Below are 17,664 nucleotides of genomic sequence, written 5' to 3' on the forward strand. Positions count from 1 at the left end.
TCGGTTACATGGTATCCTTTCACTGTATATGTACAATGTATTTTTTTCAAACTCTTTTGTCAATCATTATAATATTACTGTCCCTTATTGCGGATGACAATAAATTGACAGGCAAGTTTTTTACCATCAGAACCACCATTGCAAAATTTAGCAACAGAAAAAAGAGAGACCATTTACATAAATGGTTCCCTCTTCTTAATTAGCAACATTAATATTTTCCTCTTCATCCTTCATTAATCAAATCCTGGTTCACATACGCCACCAGCTGATCTGCCATTCGCTCGGATAGCCCCAGATCCCAGAGCAGCTGAAGTATAGTATACCGGCTGCGGGTTTCCTTCGCATACACCACCCCATTCCAGAGCATCTCATCGGTAATTCCCTTCTGTGCAGGATAATAAGGTGCATCCAGCTGCACCAGCAGGGATTTCATGCTCTCAGCCTTGGGGAGCTCGCCCAGAAGACCTCTGATTTCCTCCCAATGCTCCTGGATGACGTCAATCCGCTTTAATACCCCTTCTGTCCTGTTCTTCCCGCTGTCTTGTTCCAATTGGATAATCCCGTCTGCCGCAGCCCCGTACACACGGCGTATGTCTCCCTCCCACTGCTCCGGACAGTAGGATCTGGCATGATTTCTGGCGGCTTCAAAGTCCACAGGTATGGTCTGCAGAAGCTCAGCTGCCCGCAGAATTATGACTGTACCGATTCCCACTTTAGCGCCGTGCAAAACCGGAGGGAGATCCTTCTGGAGAAACAGCATCTCCCAATAGTGGGAAAGATGATGCTCACACCCGGCGGCCGGCCTGGAATTCCCTGCAAAACTCATGGCCACGCCTGTTTGTACCAGAGCCTCCATAATTTTCCCCACTGTTTCCTGATCCCTCTCTTTTACCCGGGCAGCATTTTGGTACACATCCTGAATACAGCTGTTTACCATATCAACCATGGCCTGGCAGTAATACTCTCCATTGATAATCCGGGACAGCTTCCAGTCGCAGAGACAGGTAAATTTCCCCAGTATATCTCCCAGTCCGGCAGCGATCATGGGAAACGGCGCATTCTTTAAGACTGCCGTGTCCCCGATGATAAGCACGGGGGAGTGTGTCTCGTAGGTTGTCTTGCAGTGTCCTGTAATGAGGGCCGCCACAGTAGATGCAAATCCATCCATAGGAGGAGCGGTTGCTACTGTTATAAAGGGTCTTTTTGTCCGATAGCTGAAGAAACGGACCAGATCATTGATGGAACCGGTGCCCACAGCTACCATAACCTCAAAGTCCGGGTTCAGGGCAAGAAGCATCTCGCCCAGGGCTTCCTCATCCGGGACCAGCGGCTTAGCATGGAATACATGGTTTTGAACCGAAAATCCTTCTTTTGCCAGCATCTCACGGATGCGTCTTCCCGCAATTTCATAGGTAATATCATCACTGACCAGATAGATGTGACGGAAGCCGAACTTCCGGAGATAATCCGGAAGCATCGCCACGGCATTTTCTTTGATTTCTGCCGCCTCCAGCCTGGTATAGTGGGTCCGTCCGCAGCTGCACTCAAATACCTTCCCCAGATAGTCTGTCAGCTTCATTGTCTTTCCGTCTATTCTCATTTCCTGCATCTCCTTTGATTCTGTATAGATGATTTAAAACCTGGGTGCCTCCCCTTCCGAAATAGTCGTGCAGGCTCCTGAATTCTTCAAATAAGACCTCATACTGCCTGACTCTTTGGGGATCCGGATGGTAGACAGCGCCTTCCCGGCAGTGCATGGAGGCAATGGCCTCATCTAAAGTATCATATCCACCTCTGCTTTTCCCTGCAGCCGCGGCCGCAAATATGGCAGAGCCCAGAGCACATGCCTGACTGCAGTCTGCCACCCGGATGTCCCGGTTCAGGACATCCGCATAGATCTGCATGAGCAGACTGTTTTTCTGGGCTATCCCTCCCACTGCATAAATCTCACTTACTTTCAGTCCATGTTCGTCAAAATTGTCTACAACCATCCGGGCGCTGAATCCTGTGGCTTCCAGAACCGCCCGAAAGATATCCTCCGGTTTCGTCTGGAGTGTAAGCCCCAAAAGTACGCCGCTGAGTTTTGTATCCGCAAGCACACTTCTGTTCCCATTCCACCAGTCCAGAGCCAGAAGCCCGTTTTCTCCCACACAAAGGCCGGATGCCTTTTGTGTCAGCAGTTCTAAGACAGAGAGCTGTTTTTCCTCTGCCTCTTTCTCAATCCTCTCATTTGCACAATTCTGTGCACACCACTGAAAGATGTCTCCGCAGCCGGACAGTCCTGCCTCATACCCATAAAGTCCCGGGATTACAGCCCCGTAGGAAACCCCGCACAGTCCTTTGAAGCATGCCTCCTGATCGGACAGCAGTGTCATCCCCATACCGGTTCCTATAATCATTACAAGCTTTCCGGGGGTGTTTACCCCCACTGCAGCTGAGGCTGAATGTCCGTCAATCCTGGCCGGGGCCACAGCCGTCCCCGGGGCCAGAGACGTCAGCTCTGCGCCCTCCTGTGTCAGTTTGCCCATACATACATCCAGAGGGTAAATCTCCGATTCCGGACAAAGCTTTTCCCGAACTAGATCCTTTACCGCCGGATCCAGAGCCTGGAAAAATGCATCCGAGGGATAGCCCCGGTTGGGATCCCACAGGAATTTCAGGCCTGCCATGCAATAATTCATCGTCCGCTTTCCTGTAAGCTTACGATTGATCCAGTCTCCTGCCTCCATGAAGCAATGCGCTGCCTGATAGACCTCCGGGGCTTTCTGAGCCGTCTCCAAAATCTTAGGTATAGCCCATTCCGACAGAATCCGGCTGCCATACCGTCTCAAAAAAGGCTCTCCCCGCTGTTTTGCTATGCGTGTGATCTCATCTGCCTCTACAGATGCCGTATGCTGCTTCCACATCTTAACGTAAGCGTGGGGATTATTCCGGAACCTTTCCTGATTGCAGAGTGGCTCCCCCGCTTCATCCACAGCCAGAAGGGAACAGGAAGTAAAATCTACCCCCAGACCAATGATATCCTCTTGGGGAATACCCGAATTTGTCACAAGGCCTCTCACAGCCTCGGCCATGGAAGTAATATAATCATTGGGATCCTGAAGTGCGGACAGGGGAGGCAGCGGCGTCCCGTCCGGCAGTTCTGTTTCCATAACTCCCCGGGCGTAGCTGCTGACCTCTTCTCCCGCCTGCCTTCCGTCCTCTGCAGAAAATAAAACTGCCCGCACTGACAGACTTCCAAAATCAACGCCGATAGTGTATTTGCCTCCCATAACGGTCACACGTCCTCTCTTCTGCCGTACCGGATTGCCTCATCATACATAGCAATGACATTTTCCGGCCTGACACCGTACTGAATGTTATGTACCGGATTAAACACAAACCCTCCGCCCTTGCGGAAGATATCGATCCGCTCCCTTACCTGGGCTCTGACTTCCTCCGGAGTTCCGAACTGCAGGGTTGTCTGGGTATCCGCCCCGCCGCCCCAGAAGACAAGATCTTTGCCGAATTCCTCCTTCAGGGCGGCAGGATCCATGCCTGCGGCAGTTGTCTGCACGGGATTAATAATATCTACCCCTGCCTCAATCATATAGCCCAGAATATTCCGAATCGAACCGCAGCTGTGGTACATGGTTTTTGCATGGCTGTGACTGTGTACATAGTCGTTCACTTTCTTCAGGTTCGGGAGATAGAGATCTCTAAAGATATCCGGGTGAAACAGTTCTCTGTCCTGGGTCCCGTAATCTGTGGTTGACATAAATATAGTATCGATATAGGGCTCTACTGCTTCCAGATACAGCTTCAGGTTCTCTATGGCCCGGTCTGCTGTGGCCTCCAGAATCTCATACACATATTCCGGGTCTGTGCAGAGGCGGCAAAGCCAGTCTGTAAATTCGTGGCCCGCAAATATACTCGTGGAAGTCATACGGAGCTTTCCAAATCCTCCGCTCACAGAATATTCCGTGTGATTGTGAAGATCCTTTGCCCTCTGCCCCAAAAGTTTCAGCTCTTCGTCCCGGTAGAGGGGGATAGACTTTCTCCACTCCTCCGGATCCATAAGGTGATCATCATCTGCGGAGACAGCCAGTGCAGGATCGTTGTACCTCTCAAAATACAGCCCATCCTTTTTGGGCATGAACGCCACCTTCCGTCCCTTTTTATTGCGCAGAATCAGGTATCCCTCATCGTCATATTCCGGGGCAAAGCCTCCGGGCACCTGCACGGTATGTCCCTTTCCTGTGGTCCAGCGTTTCCAGTCTTTATTGTCCAGCTCCCAGGTCTCACAGACATTCTCCAGCTGAATTACATCGCACTTAAAGCGGGAGAGCATGGGCTCCTCTACTCTGGCCAGCATCTGAAACTGATCGTAAACCTTAGGTATCCCTACCTCAAGTCCCAGCATCTGTGCCACCTCCAGATACTCATCCACATGAATTCCGGAAGCCTTTGTGCCCCCGAGATCTATGGGAAGTTCCTCTGTTTCCTCGTGATTTATTGCCTTTCTGATCCGTTCTCTGGATGTCATCCGCGTATCTCCTCTCTGTTTCGGCCCGTTGTCTGTTTACAGGATAAATTCATTATTTTTACCTGGGATGCCTCCTCTTTTTCCAGCTCTCCGCTGACTCTTCCGTTAGACAGAACCACAAAGCGATCGCACAGGGCATACAATTCAGGAAGCTCCGATGATACGATAACGATGGACATCCCGCCGGCCGCCAAGTCTGCTATTACCCGGTAAATCTCACTTTTAGCGCCCACATCTACCCCTCTGGTCGGCTCGTCCAGCAGCAGCACTCTGGGATTGGTGATTATGCACTTTCCCAGCAAAACCTTCTGCTGATTCCCGCCGCTGAGGGACAGGATGCCTGCATCCAGAGAGGGTGCCTTGATGTGAAGCATCTTAAAATACTTTTCTGCCAATTCCTTCTCTTTCTTCTTGTCTATAAACGGCCCCTTTTTCAGCTTGTCCAGATAGCTTAACGTAAGATTCTGCCGGACATTCATGGACTTCACGTAACCGTCCCTCTTTCTGTCTTCATTCAGCAAAGAGATCCCGTAGCCGGATGCGGTCTTCCCCCGGGGCATTGCCAGCTCCTTTCCGTCCAGGAAGATACACCCTGCTTTTTTCTTCATGATGCCGTAGACCGCACGGAGGGTTTCGCTTCTGCCCGCGCCCACCAGACCGGCCAGTCCCAGAACCTCGCCGGCGCGCACGGAAAAACTCACATGATCTACAATATTTACCTTTTTATTATATGGGTGGGGAACCGTGAAGTCCTCCACCCTAAGCACCTCTTCCCCGATTGTCTTGGGAACCGAGGGATACATCTTTTCCATCTTCCGGCCGATGATATCCTCCACAATCTGTTCCGAGTCATACTCCGGCCCGGAATATTCGGAAATACATGTGCCGTCCCGCAGAACCACCACCCGGTCAGAGATGTGGAATACCTCTTCCAGCTTATGAGAGATATAAATGCAGGAGATCCCTTCCCCCTGGAGCTTTCGCAGGATATCCACAAGAAATTTTGTCTCCGACTCCGTCAGGGCGGCCGTGGGCTCATCCAGAATTAAGACATGAGGATTCAGGATAAGGGATCGGGCAATGCAGATCAGCTGCTGGATGCTGGCGCTTAAATTGCGCACCAGCATAGTTACATCCAGTTCTATCCCCAGGGTTTTAAGTACCGCCTCCGCCTCCTTTTTCATCCGTTTCCAGTCAACCATTCCCCGGGGTGTCTTTGGAATGTGACCCACAAAAATATTTTCTGCCACCGTCAAATCCAATTCCAGATTGATTTCCTGATAAATCATGGCAATCCCGGCATTCTGTGCATCCCTTGGATTACGAAATGTTTTTTCTTTCCCCTGTACTTCTATAGTCCCAGTATAGCTGCCCGCGGGATAGATCCCGCTTACGATTTTCATGAGAGTAGATTTTCCTGCCCCGTTTTCCCCTAAAATTGCCAGGATTTCCCCCTTTTTCAGGGCAATGCTTACATTTTCCAGTACCTGATTATCATAAAAGCTCTTGCAGATATGATTCACAGACAGAACGATTTCCTTTTCCTGCATGATATTTCCCCCTTTGTCCCTGAATCCTAATCCTCTGCGGTTTTAGAGCGTTTGATCTGATCAATGATAACAGCAACCACCAATGCGGCCCCGATTACAAAGTTCTGCCAGTATGCGGATATCTTCATAATGGTCATGCTGCTGGAAAGAATGTTCATAAATATAACACCGATCACCGTGCCGGCCAGGGTTCCCTTTCCTCCGTATGTACTGGTTCCCCCAATAACAACTGCGGCAATCACCTGCAGCTCATATCCGGTACCTGCAGAGGGCTGTCCGGAACCCAGGCGGGAGGACATCAGGACACCGTCGAGAGCAGACAATGTTCCGATGATTGCATACAGGCTGATCATAATAGCATCAATATTAATTCCTGCTACCCGGGCCGTCTCAATATTCCCCCCTATGGCATAGATCTTCCGCCCATACACGGTATATCTCATGATGATAAAAAAGACGGCGGCCAGGATCATTGCACACACCACTGCAGTGGGTATGCCAAGGATCATATTCTGCTGCTCAATAGCCTTAAATGCCTCCGGAAGCGGAAAGATGGGGGTTCCCTGGGTGATAACATAGACTAGTCCCCGGGCCATATAGTACATCCCCAGCGTCATCATAATCGGCGGAATCTTTAGCTTTACGATAACTACTCCGTTTAATATCCCGCAGGCCATGCCGGACAGCAGTCCCAGAAGAACACTTGGGAAGATCGGCACCCCGTTTGTGAGAAAATAGGCGGTGACTACACCTCCCAGGCCATAGACGGATCCCACAGAAAGATCCAGTCCCCCGGAAATTAAAATCAGTGTCATTCCCAGGGCCGGTATGAGCATATAGCCGCTGGAGCGCAAAATACTTAATACATTTAGCTTTGTAAGAAATAAAGGATTCACCATCTGCACGATAATGATTAACAGGATGGTGGGAATCATAATCCCAATCTCCTTTACCCGAAAGATATTTTTAATGATCAATTCCTTTTTTATGCCTGTCTGTTCTCTACTCATATCCACGACCTGCTTTCCTGTCTGTACGTAATCTGGTCCATCCTTACTTAGCGCCGGTTGCTGCCGACCAGTCCTGATCCGGGAAGTCTGCGTCAAACCATTGCTTTCCTTCCTTGAAATGATCTGCAAAGCTGTCTACGTTCTCCCCATTGATAGGGGTAACGCCGGCGTCCACAAATGTCTCTGCCGGCTGAGCGCCGAACATTTTTTTCATATACGTCCACATGGCAGGCCGGTACCCATACTGAAAATAATTTTGTGCAAGGGATCCCAGCACATAGCCGCTGTTAATCTCTTCCAGACAGTCTTCCTGCATTCCGTCCCCAAATATAATAACGCTTCCCGGTTCTTTCCCCATTTCTTTCATCGCCTGGGCGATGGCAGCCGCACATTCTCCGCCGCAGCAGACAACTGCATTTACCTCAGGGTATGCAGTAAATAAATCCTTGGCATGCTGGAGCGCTACCGTGGCATCGCTGTCTGAACTCAGCTGCTGCACTACTTCAAATCCGGCCTCATGCTCTGCAAATGCCTTTTCATATCCCTCCATTACGCCGATGGCAAGCTCAGAGTCCAGCTGATAAAGCATTTCTGCTGCAACTATTTTCTTTCCCTCCAGCGCCTTACCCACTTCTTTGCCTCCCAGATACCCCCAGTTTACAGCATCCGGGTTACAGCCGCCTGCCAGATATTGATGCAGATTCGGCGTGTCTCCCCCCGCGGTGTAGAGATCAATGCCAGCCTCATAGCAGTCTTTGAAACAGGATTCCATTGCGGATTCGCTTAAGCCAAAGGTAGCAATTCCGTCGGCGCCGTCCGCGATAGCCAGCTCAATGCATTTAATCATCTCATTGGCGTCCAGACCGGTGGGGCCCACCCAGCTGACCTCAAGTCCCGGAAAATCCTTCTGGGCCTGCTCAATTCCTTCCTTTGCCCCCAGCCATACCTGATGGGCAATCAGCGGCGTAACAAATACGAATTTGACCTTGTCTCCGCTTTCAGTATCTGTCTTTGTCTCCCCCGCGGTCTGTGTCTCTTTATCCGGTTCCTTTTCCGCTGTTTCGTCCTTCCCTCCGCACCCGGCCAGCATACCGGCTGCCAGAACTATGCTGAGTATCAGAGCCGCGCCTTTTTTGATTCTTTTTCTCATACACAATACCTCTCCTTCTTTTATTTTGTCCGGGCCTTTTCCCGATGTCTGTATTATTGCAGATGCATCCCTCCCTGTCCACGGGACAATTTTCAGATTAGGTGGACTCTGGTTGTGAATTTTCAGTTTACCATTATTTGGTAATTCATTTGACTTGCAAGTCAAAAATAGATATGGTACGTTTACCATAAGTTTACAGAATCCTGCAACCGGATGCAGAAGGAGGCGTTTTTAACAATGTTAAAGGTTTTAATTGCGGATGATGAAACACTGGTATGTGAATTAATTAAAATGTCCATAGACTGGGGCGCCATTGGGCTGGAAGTGTGCGGAACTGCCTATAACGGGCTGGAGGCACTGGAGATGGCTCTGAAGGTGAAACCGGATATTATTATAACAGACGTGCGGATGGCTGGATTGGACGGTTTGTCTCTGATTGAGGGTGTCCGGAATGCCAGGCTGGACTGCCGCTTTATCATTATCAGCGGCTATCCTGATTTTAGTTATGCCCAAAAGGCTCTGAAACTCAGCGTCTTCGAGTACATACTAAAGCCTATTGACGAGGTGACCCTGACGGAGGCCTTAATCCGCCTCCGCAATAAAATACAGCTGGACAGCGAAGCCTCCTCTCAGATATCAGCCTATAAAAATCAGCTGGATCACAACCTGGAACTGATGCGGTCCCGTTTTCTCACGGAACAGCTGTCCCTCTCCCGGCCTTTTGCTATGCCTCTGGAGGAGATTAACGAAACCTACCAGTTTCAGTTTCAGTATGCGGTATATGCAGCTATTGTTGTAAAAGTTGACAGTATATTTGAGGAAAGCCAGCCCTCAGATATGGATACCCTTCTCCTGCGGAAAATGTGCGGTGCAATACGGCAGAGGATGAATAAGGGAGGGGTTCTGTCCTACTCTATTGTCAAGCCGGGACGTGTAATCAGCATTGTAAACTGTACCATGGAGCAGGCGGCAGATCTATATAACCTTTCCCAGGCGGTTCTCTCTGAGCTCCAGAACCGGGATGAATGGTTTAACCAATATTCTTTTACCGTAGGGCTTGGCACTATGACAGACAGCCTGGACAAAATCCACCACTCCCTCACCGCAGCCGACACAGCGGTAAAATACCGTATTGTCAATGGGGGAAACCGGGTGATTAATTCTGCCTCCCTGTCCTTTCCCCACTACAGCATCCGTGACTATATCACTGTGGACGACGAAAAAACCTTTTTTCATCTCCTGCAGAACTGTGATACCATTGAGCTGAAAAACTGGATTCTCTCCCTGTTTCAAAGCCCCCATATTATCAAGTACCCCTCCCCGCCCCTGCTTTTTGATCTGGCGGAGAAATGCGCAGATATCTTTGGGGAGGCTGTAAAGACCCTCGATCCGGACAGCATGCCCCGCAGTGAGTTACTCCGTCAGGCACTGGACAACTGCCGCTCGCTGGAGGATATTCTCCGGACACTTCTGGATCATATACAGTCCTTTGCACAGGACTTTTATACCAGCCGGACCGAAACCTACAGCAAGCCCATCCAGATGATGAAAGACTACGTGCTTCTCCACTACAGGGAACCCATAAAGTTAAATGACATGGCTGAGCTGGTACATTTCCACCCCAATTACCTGAGTGAGCTCTTCCGGAAGGAGACGGGTATGACCTTCAGCGACTATCTCACCGACTGCCGGCTGGATGCCGCCAAACGTCTGCTCCTGGATCTCCAGTATAATGTGTATGATGTAGCCGAGCTGGTAGGCATTAAAGATACCAAATATTTCAGCCGGATATTCAAAAAAGCGGTGGGTGTCACCCCCAGCGAATACCGAAAGCTGCATATGTAGCCGCTTAGGAGCGGTTTTTTCCCATAATCCGCCGCCGCAGGATAGGAGGTCTTCCATTGAAGAACATATTATATAAACTCAAGGGCATGGATATTACGGAGATTTTCAGTCTGAAGCATAAGACAGTTTTCCTCTTTGTACTCAGTCTGGCTGCAAATGTTTTGGTCTCTCTTCTGGTATCCCTGTCTTGTATCCGAAGGATCCTGAGAGCACAAAAAGAACACCTGACTCTTGGATTTTCCGGCATTTATCTGCCGCTGATCCTAAGCGGGATACTTTTACTGCTCCTGGCTGCCGCTTCCGGCATACTGTTCTACAAGACTGTTTATCAGCCAATTTTTAAAATAGATGAGGCACTTCACAAAATAATGGATGTGGATCCCAGCTATGAGATAACTATCAGCAGGCAGAGTGAGCTATACCCTGTGGCAAAAAGTCTGAATCAGATTCTCCTCCGGCTAAAAGGGTATATGGACCGTGAGTACAGTGAAAAAATTCTGCGGAAGCAGATGGAGATTAAGGCGCTTCAGAGCCAGATTAACCCTCACTTCCTCTACAACTCCCTGGACTGCATCCGGGGGGAGGCCCTGATGCAGAACGCGCCCAACATTGCCCATATGACCAAAGCCTTATCCAACCTGTTTCGATACTCTATGTCCCACGACTCCAGTCTGGTAACCTTCCGCGCGGAACTGGAGCATGTAAATAATTATATGATCGTCCAGCAATACCGGTTTAACAACAAATTTACTATGCATCAGCAGATTGAGCGCACTGCCGGCTTTAATCTCATGGACTATAAGCTGCCCCGCATGACCCTTCAGCCTATTGTGGAAAACGCCATTATCCATGGGCTGGAAACCAGGCTTAAACCCGGAAATATATGGATCAGCGCCTATGCTACCAGCCAGAGAGTGGTAATAACCATTGAGGATGACGGCATCGGCCTGTCCCAGGAAAAGATGAATGAACTCAATGAAAGCTTCACCCGTCCTGTGTCCCAGTGCATAGAGCAGGAGGAGGACTACGTACCCAAAAGTATTGCACTGCCCAACATTAATGAACGGATTAAGCTTACGTACGGGGATGAATTCGGACTGCAGATTGCCGGAACCCTGCAGCTCGGCACAAATGTAGAGATTACACTGCCGGCACCTAAATTAAACACGGAATTTACCGGAGGGATTTATGAAAACAGAACTTCTGCGGGCAGATCATATCACAAAATCATATAATCGCATACGCGTCCTGAACCACACCAGCTTCCATATCTTTACCGGCGAGATCCTGGCAATTATTGGTGAAAACGGGGCCGGCAAATCTACTCTTGTGAAGATCCTCATCGGGGAAACCTCCGCGGATTCCGGGAGGATTTATTACAAAGGGCAGCTGCTCACCGCAGTCAATTCCGCGAAACTGGCATCCATGGGGATCGGTGTAGTACACCAGAAGCCTCTGCTGGTTCCATTTCTCACCATTATGGAGAATATATATGTGATCCGCCGCACCGGGCCGGGAGAAATCTTTATCGATCGCCGGAAGTATATCCGGCAGACCCAGGAGCTTCTGAAAAACTTTCAGCTGGACTTTTCTCCCCTTACCAAAGTGTCCAGGCTCTCCTTCGCCCAGCAGCGGATGATTGAGATATTGAAAGCAATCTCAATCCATCCTCAGCTTCTTATTCTGGACGAGCCGGCCCACCCATTCTCGGAACAGGATTTTCAGCTTTTTCAGAATATTCTTCTGAAGCTGAAGCAAATGGGCACTTCTGTTCTTCTCATTACCCACAATATTGATGAGGTGATGTCACTGGCCGACCGTGTGGTTGTCCTGCGGGACGGCAGTACCGTATTCAATAAAAAAGCCGGACAGTTTCTGAAAAGCACTCTGCTTCAGGTGCTTCTGGCCGGTCCCCCCTCCAGTACCTATACCTCCCCTTTAAGGTGTGAGGATCAGGAGGTGCTTCGTGTTGAGCATCTGGCTGCAGGCAAAGTGCTGAAGGATATTACCTTCTCCCTGAAAAAAGGAGAGGTTCTGGGGATCACCGGCCTGTCGGGCTCCGGAAAATCCACTCTCCTCTATACTCTTTTCGGCTTGGAAAGGGTAAAGCACGGAGAAATCTTTATCCATGATAAAAAGTGCTCCATCTCCTCCCCAAGAGACGCCATCCGCCAGGGACTTGGTCTGATTGTGGAAAACAGATTTGAAAACGGACTGATTATGCATATGACAACCGCCTCAAACCTTATGCTGTGCTCCCTGAACCGGATCAGCCGATGGGGCTTTGTACTCCCCCATCTGGAATCTTATCTGGTTAACTATTTGACTGAAAAACTGGGAATCTCTCCCCCTTCCCCTTATCTAACCGTTGATCACTTAAGCGGGGGAAACCAGCAGAAGGTGCTTCTGGCAAAATCATTGGCAGCCAAGCCCTCCATATTGTTAATGGATCAGCCCACCTCAGCTATCGATATGACCTCCAAAAAGGAGCTGTATCTGACCATCTCACAGATTGCAAAGGAGGGGACCTCTATCATTCTGGTCTCAAATGAGCTCCATGAGGTCTGTGAGATCTGCAACCGGGTTTTGGTTATCAACAATGGACGCATTGACGAGAACCTGTCCCGGCAGCCGCACTGATCCCGGGCAGACGCGGCCGTCAGACAGAATTCGCATACCCATATTTATTTTATTGACAAATCAAGCCCTGTGTATTACTATATACATACCAACGGTATGTATGAAAACGAAGGAGAACAACACAAATGGCCAGGAATAAATATCCGGAAGAAACCATTCAGAAAATATTAGACGTATCCTACCGTCTGTTTTTAGAGAAGGGATATGAACATACCTCCATACAGGATATCGTCCAGGCGATAGGTATGTCCAAAGGCGCCATCTATCATCATTTTAAATCAAAAGATGAGATACTGGAACGAATCTGTGAGCAATATTACAGTGATGTGCAGTGGCTGCACGATATTCTTGAGGATCCTTCCCTGAACGGCCTGGAGAAATTAAAGAAAATCTATTACTATGAACTGGACGATGAAAAGAAGCGCAGCTACGACATCATAGCCCTTCCTATGCTGAAAAATCCCAATATGATTGTCATGCAGCTTCAGGAGGCTATACACGAGACTGGACCTCTCCTGTCTAAGCTGATTGAGGAGGGGAATGCGGACGGAAGCATGCACGTAAAGTATCCCCGCCAGCTCGCCGAGACCATGATCCTCCTGGTGAATATCTGGATTAGTCCGGGATGCATTCCCGTAACCCGGGAGGACTTTTTCAAAAAGATACTTTTCTACCAGGATATGCTGGAGAAGCTGGGGCTTCCATTGATAGACGACGAATTTGTGGACGTCTGCATGGGATACTACGATGCGGTATTCAGCTCTGTGTCCTGGGACACATAATCTGTTTTATGCCCCTTCGGGGGGCATTCTTTTAAAGATATACATACCAACGGTTGGTATTAAAGGAGGCTACGAATGAATACTCAAAAGTTATTTCACAAAGATTTTACCATTATGGTACTTGGACAGATCATTTCCCTTTTCGGAAACTCTATCCTGCGTTTTACCCTGTCGCTGTATATTCTGGACACCACCGGATCTGCCGCTGTATTCGGGAGCATTCTTGCAGTTTCCATGATCCCTACGGTCCTGCTGTCTCCTTTTGGGGGCGTATTGGCAGACCGGGTAAACCGCCGGAATATTATGGTGGTTCTGGATTACTGTACTTCATTTATCATCTTTCTATTTGCACTGGTGTTTTTCAACAGTTCTTCCCCTGTGATCGCAGTGGGGCTGGTGATGGTGCTGCTCTCAGTTATCCAGGCCTGCTACCAGCCGTCTGTACAGTCCAGCATACCGGTGCTGGTCTCCCAGGATAATCTCATGAAAGCTAACGGAATTGTCATTCAGGTGAATGCACTCTCCAACCTTCTGGGGCCTATTCTGGCAGGAATCCTGTACAGCTTTGTACCCCTCCGGCTGAACCTCATCATCAGCTGCATCTGCTTTTTCTTCTCTGCCACAATGGAATTGTTCCTGCATATTCCTTTTTTTCCTCAGGAAAAGACCGGAGGCCTGGTATCAATGGTGAAAAAGGATCTGGGGGAGGCCTTTCATTTCCTCCGCAGAGATCGGCCTGACATGATGCGGGTACTTGTGGTAATTGCCTGCATTAACCTGTTTCTGTCGGCTATGATAATTGTAGGACTTCCAGTTATTATTAAAATATACCTGGGACTCTCCACCCAGCATTATTCCTTCGCAGATGCGGCGGTGGCGCTGGGAACCATACTGGGAAGCTGTCTCACCAGTATCTTCCCCGAAAAGATACACTTTAAGACTTCCTACCGATTCCTCCTGGGTTCCAGCATTGCACTGCTTCCCATGGGCCTTGCGGTAATCACAAACCAGTCCCCCGGTCTGTCCTACGGCATTCTTATGGTCTTCCTGATCCTCGCCCTGAGTTCCGCGGCTGTATTTAATGTTGCGGCCCAGACCTATGCGCAGCAACAGACGCCGATCCAGTATCTGGGGAAGGTAGGTTCCTTTATTACTGTGATCTGCGTCTGTGCACTGCCTCTGGGTCAGGCCATGTATGGGGGGTTATTTCAGCTTTTCCAGAATTCCGTAAGCATTGTTATATTTTTTGCCTGCCTTATCAGCATTTTCATTAGCTTATACACCAAAAAGACTTTAAAAGCTCTGAGGGAATAGTTACGCCTTTTTTACGGGATGGCGGATCACCGTCTTCAGCCGTTCGGGAGCCGTCCTCCGGGGATCCCCCAGATAGATCTCGTGGTGGAGACGGTTCCCCCCAATGTCTGTGACAAACCCGGAATCTGCAATAAATTGTTCCAGCTTTTCTATGGCAGCCGGCTCATTGTCATAGGGGCCGATGTGCATTACCTGACAGCAGAGTCCTTCTGTGTACTTCACAAGCCTTGCAGGGGATAGATCCAGATCCGGCTTTTTCTTCTGCAGGGCCTTCTTTGCTGACTCGAAGACCTCCTGTGTCACGAATTCGGGCTGGCGGATCATAGCCGTCCAGCAGAACTTATCCTTATCTGTTATCGTTCTGCCGTCAAAGTACCCATCCTCTCCCCACCAAAGGCCCTCCAGAGGAGGAACAACATACTCAAAATATCCTTCCGGCTGTGTACCGCTCATCTTACTCATTTTAATGCCGAAGGACAGACCGTATAGGATTTCCATGGCGGTCTTATACGCTTCTGAGGTGTTTGGATCGCCTTTTCCGTCCACCATAATAAATATCATCTCCGGCACGTCTATGACAGAAGGCTTTGTCTTTGGGAGATACAGGTCTTTATAGACCTTTTTGTAATCCAGCTTTTCCGGTTTCTGTTCCATTTTTTTAGCCCTGCCTTTTGCTTTTTTTGGCTGCTGAAGCTCCGTGCAGGTTTCCTGCACCAGGGTCTTCAGGAATCCCCGGTCCTCCAGATCCTCCACACAATACATCCCCGGAGTCCCCCCGTGAGGTGCCGCAGGTTCTGCCTCCGGAAGCATTCTGTGTCCGGCGTCAGTTATCTTTATATAGAACTGGTTGTCCTCCACGGTTCCGAAAAAAAGACCATGGCACCACAGACCATATTCTCCAAAAAGTTTCTTATACGTAATCTCTCCCGCCTCCGCCAGCTGTCCTGCTACATATTGTACAAATTCCAAAGTTGATGCCATATCGTCTCCCTCCCTGTCTTCCTGAAAAATGCTATTCTTCTCTCAGTGCGATATACATATGGATTTCTGCATTTTCCATATCATCGTTCTGATATTCTTCAAAGTCACAGGTAAAAGCACGGGGCAGATCCATAGCCCACAGTCTGCTCCAGAAATCAGCGGCAGCCTTCTCCATATCTCCCCTGACGATAAAACGGGCATACTTTCCGGCCGGTATCTTTCTAACCACTGTCCCCTCCGGCATATTGCCTTCCCTCTCTATCTCACAGGCCACAACAACTGTATAGTCGTCTTTTTCGTCTCCCGCATAATCCGTATAGATGCCCAATGCCTTTTCATTGCTTTTATGCTCAATGGCCGGATACAGATCCGGTGAAAAAAAGCGCTCCCAAAGCCCTCCAATGACTGCCCCCATATCCGGCGAAGTATTATTGGTCCTGGCACTGATTCCTGCTACGGTCTTTTCCTCTAACTCTACGATGTCATAGTTCATACTGTTTTCCTCATTTCTATTTGATAAGGTAAGGATACCACAGATAACAGGACATCTATATGTCGTCTTTATGGTATTTTTTGCCTATATCTCTTATGATACAGCAGAACTCCCGGCGGAGATCCTCCGGTTCCAGAAGTTCACCTTTATTCCCAAAGCTCAGTACCCAGGAATAGAGGCTGTCCTTATCGGCGAATCCCGAGGAAAACAGAAGCCTCCCGTCTTCCTGCTCCTGAAAGCTGTCAATTCCGTATTCCTCGATAAGCCTCCACTTCATATCTGGTTCCAGCAGCACAGACGCCCGGATCAGATAAGGAAATATTTTTTCATTGTCAATCTCAAACGGGGGAACCTCCCTGGGAACGAAGGTCTCACCTGTAGTATCCAGCTTCAGCATCCGGTTCAGCTTAAACATCCGGTAATCCTGCCTCTCCAGGCAATACCCCCATACGTACCAGGAGGCCCACTGAAAAAGCAGCAGATACGGCTCAATCCTCCGCACACTCTCCCCCTTAGGGCTGTAGTAGGCAAATGAAATGGACTGCGTTTTGTCAATGGCCCTCTGAATCAGTTCGATCTTCGGAGCCAGAGAAGATTTATACCAGGAAGACAGGTCAATAAGAATATGACTGTTGGAAGTAAGAACAGAGGAATTGCCCGCAGACAGCTTTTCCATAAGCTGCTGGTATCTGTTGGTACCGCATACACTGTCCAGACTCCTTAGGCCGGCCAGTATAGACTGCATATCCGAGGAGGTGAGAAGCGTTCGATCCATTCGGTACCCCTCCATAATGGAAATCCCCCCATTCTTCCCCTGGGTTGTCACAATAGGGATGCCTGCTTTGCAGATATCCTCAATGTCACGGTTAATGGTGCGCCTTGAAACCTCAAATTTCTCCGCCAGGTAGGGAGCAGTTACCTTCTGCTGCTGAAGAAGGATAGAGAGAATTCCAATCAAACGGTCTATTTTCATGAAGTGACTCCTTTTCTGTAGTAATAGATACATTGTAGCATACTAAGGGCAATTGGGGACAGGGCATTTGCAAAAAGGGACAGGCCGATCCCAAAGGGGCTGTGAAAAAAGCCCCTTTTATAAGACCATCGGCATAGTCGATGGTCTTATATTGTATTTAGATACCTTTTGGGAGTAAAAAAGGACATAAAATCCCCCTCCCCACAGATTACTGCTTTTTCTTTTTAGGCTGCTTTCTGTCGTCTCATCTGCTTATTATGATATTTATAAAGATTATGGCCTATGGAAACCAGAAATATCTCCATTCGCACTGATTCGATTCCTCTTCTTACGATTCTTTTATACCAGCGGTCATTTTTTATGATTCCAAATGTTCCCTCTGCCTGAATCGAACGGTTCAT

General features: G+C 49.0%; 15 protein-coding genes. 5 read left to right on the top strand and 10 right to left on the bottom strand.

The window, feature by feature from the left end:
• Positions 1-223 precede the first annotated feature (223 nt).
• Genes BUA56_RS17865 through BUA56_RS17890 form a run of 6 tightly spaced genes read right to left on the bottom strand, consistent with a single transcriptional unit; the run spans position 224 to position 8,235 of the window.
• Positions 224-1,600, bottom strand: a complete 1,377-nt coding sequence (locus BUA56_RS17865) for a sn-glycerol-1-phosphate dehydrogenase (protein WP_072854141.1) — start codon at positions 1,598-1,600, stop codon at positions 224-226.
• Positions 1,545-3,272: a ribulokinase gene (locus tag BUA56_RS17870; RefSeq protein WP_084068089.1), complete on the bottom strand. Its 1,728-nt coding sequence runs from the start codon at positions 3,270-3,272 to the stop codon at positions 1,545-1,547. Before BUA56_RS17870 ends, BUA56_RS17865 begins: the two co-directional genes overlap by 56 nt.
• Before the next feature lie 5 nt (positions 3,273-3,277).
• Positions 3,278-4,525 (bottom strand): uroporphyrinogen decarboxylase family protein, encoded by a 1,248-nt coding sequence (locus BUA56_RS17875; RefSeq protein ID WP_072854143.1) that lies wholly within the window; start codon positions 4,523-4,525, stop codon positions 3,278-3,280.
• A complete protein-coding gene (locus BUA56_RS17880; protein WP_072854144.1) occupies positions 4,522-6,075 on the bottom strand; it encodes a sugar ABC transporter ATP-binding protein in 1,554 nt (517 codons plus the stop codon). The genes BUA56_RS17875 and BUA56_RS17880 overlap by 4 nt, the downstream gene beginning before the upstream one ends.
• 26 nt (positions 6,076-6,101) lie before the next feature.
• On the bottom strand, positions 6,102-7,085 hold the full coding sequence (locus tag BUA56_RS17885; protein ID WP_072854145.1) for an ABC transporter permease: 984 nt from the start codon (positions 7,083-7,085) through the stop codon (positions 6,102-6,104).
• A gap of 43 nt (positions 7,086-7,128) precedes the next feature.
• The gene (locus BUA56_RS17890; RefSeq protein ID WP_072854146.1) at positions 7,129-8,235 is read right to left on the bottom strand and encodes a sugar ABC transporter substrate-binding protein; all 1,107 of its coding nucleotides are present in this window, start codon (positions 8,233-8,235) and stop codon (positions 7,129-7,131) included.
• Positions 8,236-8,472: 237 nt separating this feature from the next.
• Here BUA56_RS17890 and BUA56_RS17895 point away from each other — a divergent pair, with 237 nt between their 5' ends.
• The 5 genes from BUA56_RS17895 to BUA56_RS17915 all read left to right on the top strand — a co-directional run bounded on the left by BUA56_RS17895 (position 8,473) and on the right by BUA56_RS17915 (position 14,816).
• Positions 8,473-10,080, top strand: coding sequence for a response regulator transcription factor (locus tag BUA56_RS17895; protein WP_072854147.1), 1,608 nt, complete (start codon positions 8,473-8,475; stop codon positions 10,078-10,080).
• Positions 10,081-10,136: 56 nt separating this feature from the next.
• Positions 10,137-11,315 carry a sensor histidine kinase gene (locus BUA56_RS17900; protein ID WP_072854148.1) on the top strand — a complete coding sequence of 393 codons (1,179 nt, stop codon included), beginning with the start codon at positions 10,137-10,139 and terminating at the stop codon, positions 11,313-11,315.
• A complete protein-coding gene (locus BUA56_RS17905; protein ID WP_072854149.1) occupies positions 11,269-12,720 on the top strand; it encodes a sugar ABC transporter ATP-binding protein in 1,452 nt (483 codons plus the stop codon). Before BUA56_RS17900 ends, BUA56_RS17905 begins: the two co-directional genes overlap by 47 nt.
• A 125-nt stretch (positions 12,721-12,845) precedes the next feature.
• The gene (locus BUA56_RS17910; RefSeq protein WP_072854150.1) at positions 12,846-13,502 is read left to right on the top strand and encodes a TetR/AcrR family transcriptional regulator; all 657 of its coding nucleotides are present in this window, start codon (positions 12,846-12,848) and stop codon (positions 13,500-13,502) included.
• 75 nt (positions 13,503-13,577) lie between these two features.
• Positions 13,578-14,816 carry an MFS transporter gene (locus tag BUA56_RS17915; protein WP_072854151.1) on the top strand — a complete coding sequence of 413 codons (1,239 nt, stop codon included), beginning with the start codon at positions 13,578-13,580 and terminating at the stop codon, positions 14,814-14,816.
• On the opposite strand, the gene BUA56_RS17920 is transcribed toward BUA56_RS17915, so the two are convergent.
• The 4 genes from BUA56_RS17920 to BUA56_RS17940 form a co-directional block, all read right to left on the bottom strand.
• Positions 14,817-15,797, bottom strand: a complete 981-nt coding sequence (locus BUA56_RS17920) for a GyrI-like domain-containing protein (protein ID WP_084068088.1) — start codon at positions 15,795-15,797, stop codon at positions 14,817-14,819.
• Positions 15,798-15,828: 31 nt separating this feature from the next.
• On the bottom strand, positions 15,829-16,290 hold the full coding sequence (locus tag BUA56_RS17930; RefSeq protein ID WP_072854152.1) for a GyrI-like domain-containing protein: 462 nt from the start codon (positions 16,288-16,290) through the stop codon (positions 15,829-15,831).
• 55 nt (positions 16,291-16,345) lie between these two features.
• On the bottom strand, positions 16,346-17,263 hold the full coding sequence (locus tag BUA56_RS17935) for a helix-turn-helix transcriptional regulator (protein WP_072854153.1): 918 nt from the start codon (positions 17,261-17,263) through the stop codon (positions 16,346-16,348).
• Between the two features lie 224 nt (positions 17,264-17,487).
• Positions 17,488-17,664, bottom strand: coding sequence for a transposase (locus BUA56_RS17940; RefSeq protein ID WP_072854154.1), 177 nt, complete (start codon positions 17,662-17,664; stop codon positions 17,488-17,490).

The sequence above is a fragment of the Lactonifactor longoviformis DSM 17459 genome, assembly GCF_900129135.1.
Lineage (GTDB): Bacteria > Bacillota > Clostridia > Lachnospirales > Lachnospiraceae > Lactonifactor > Lactonifactor longoviformis.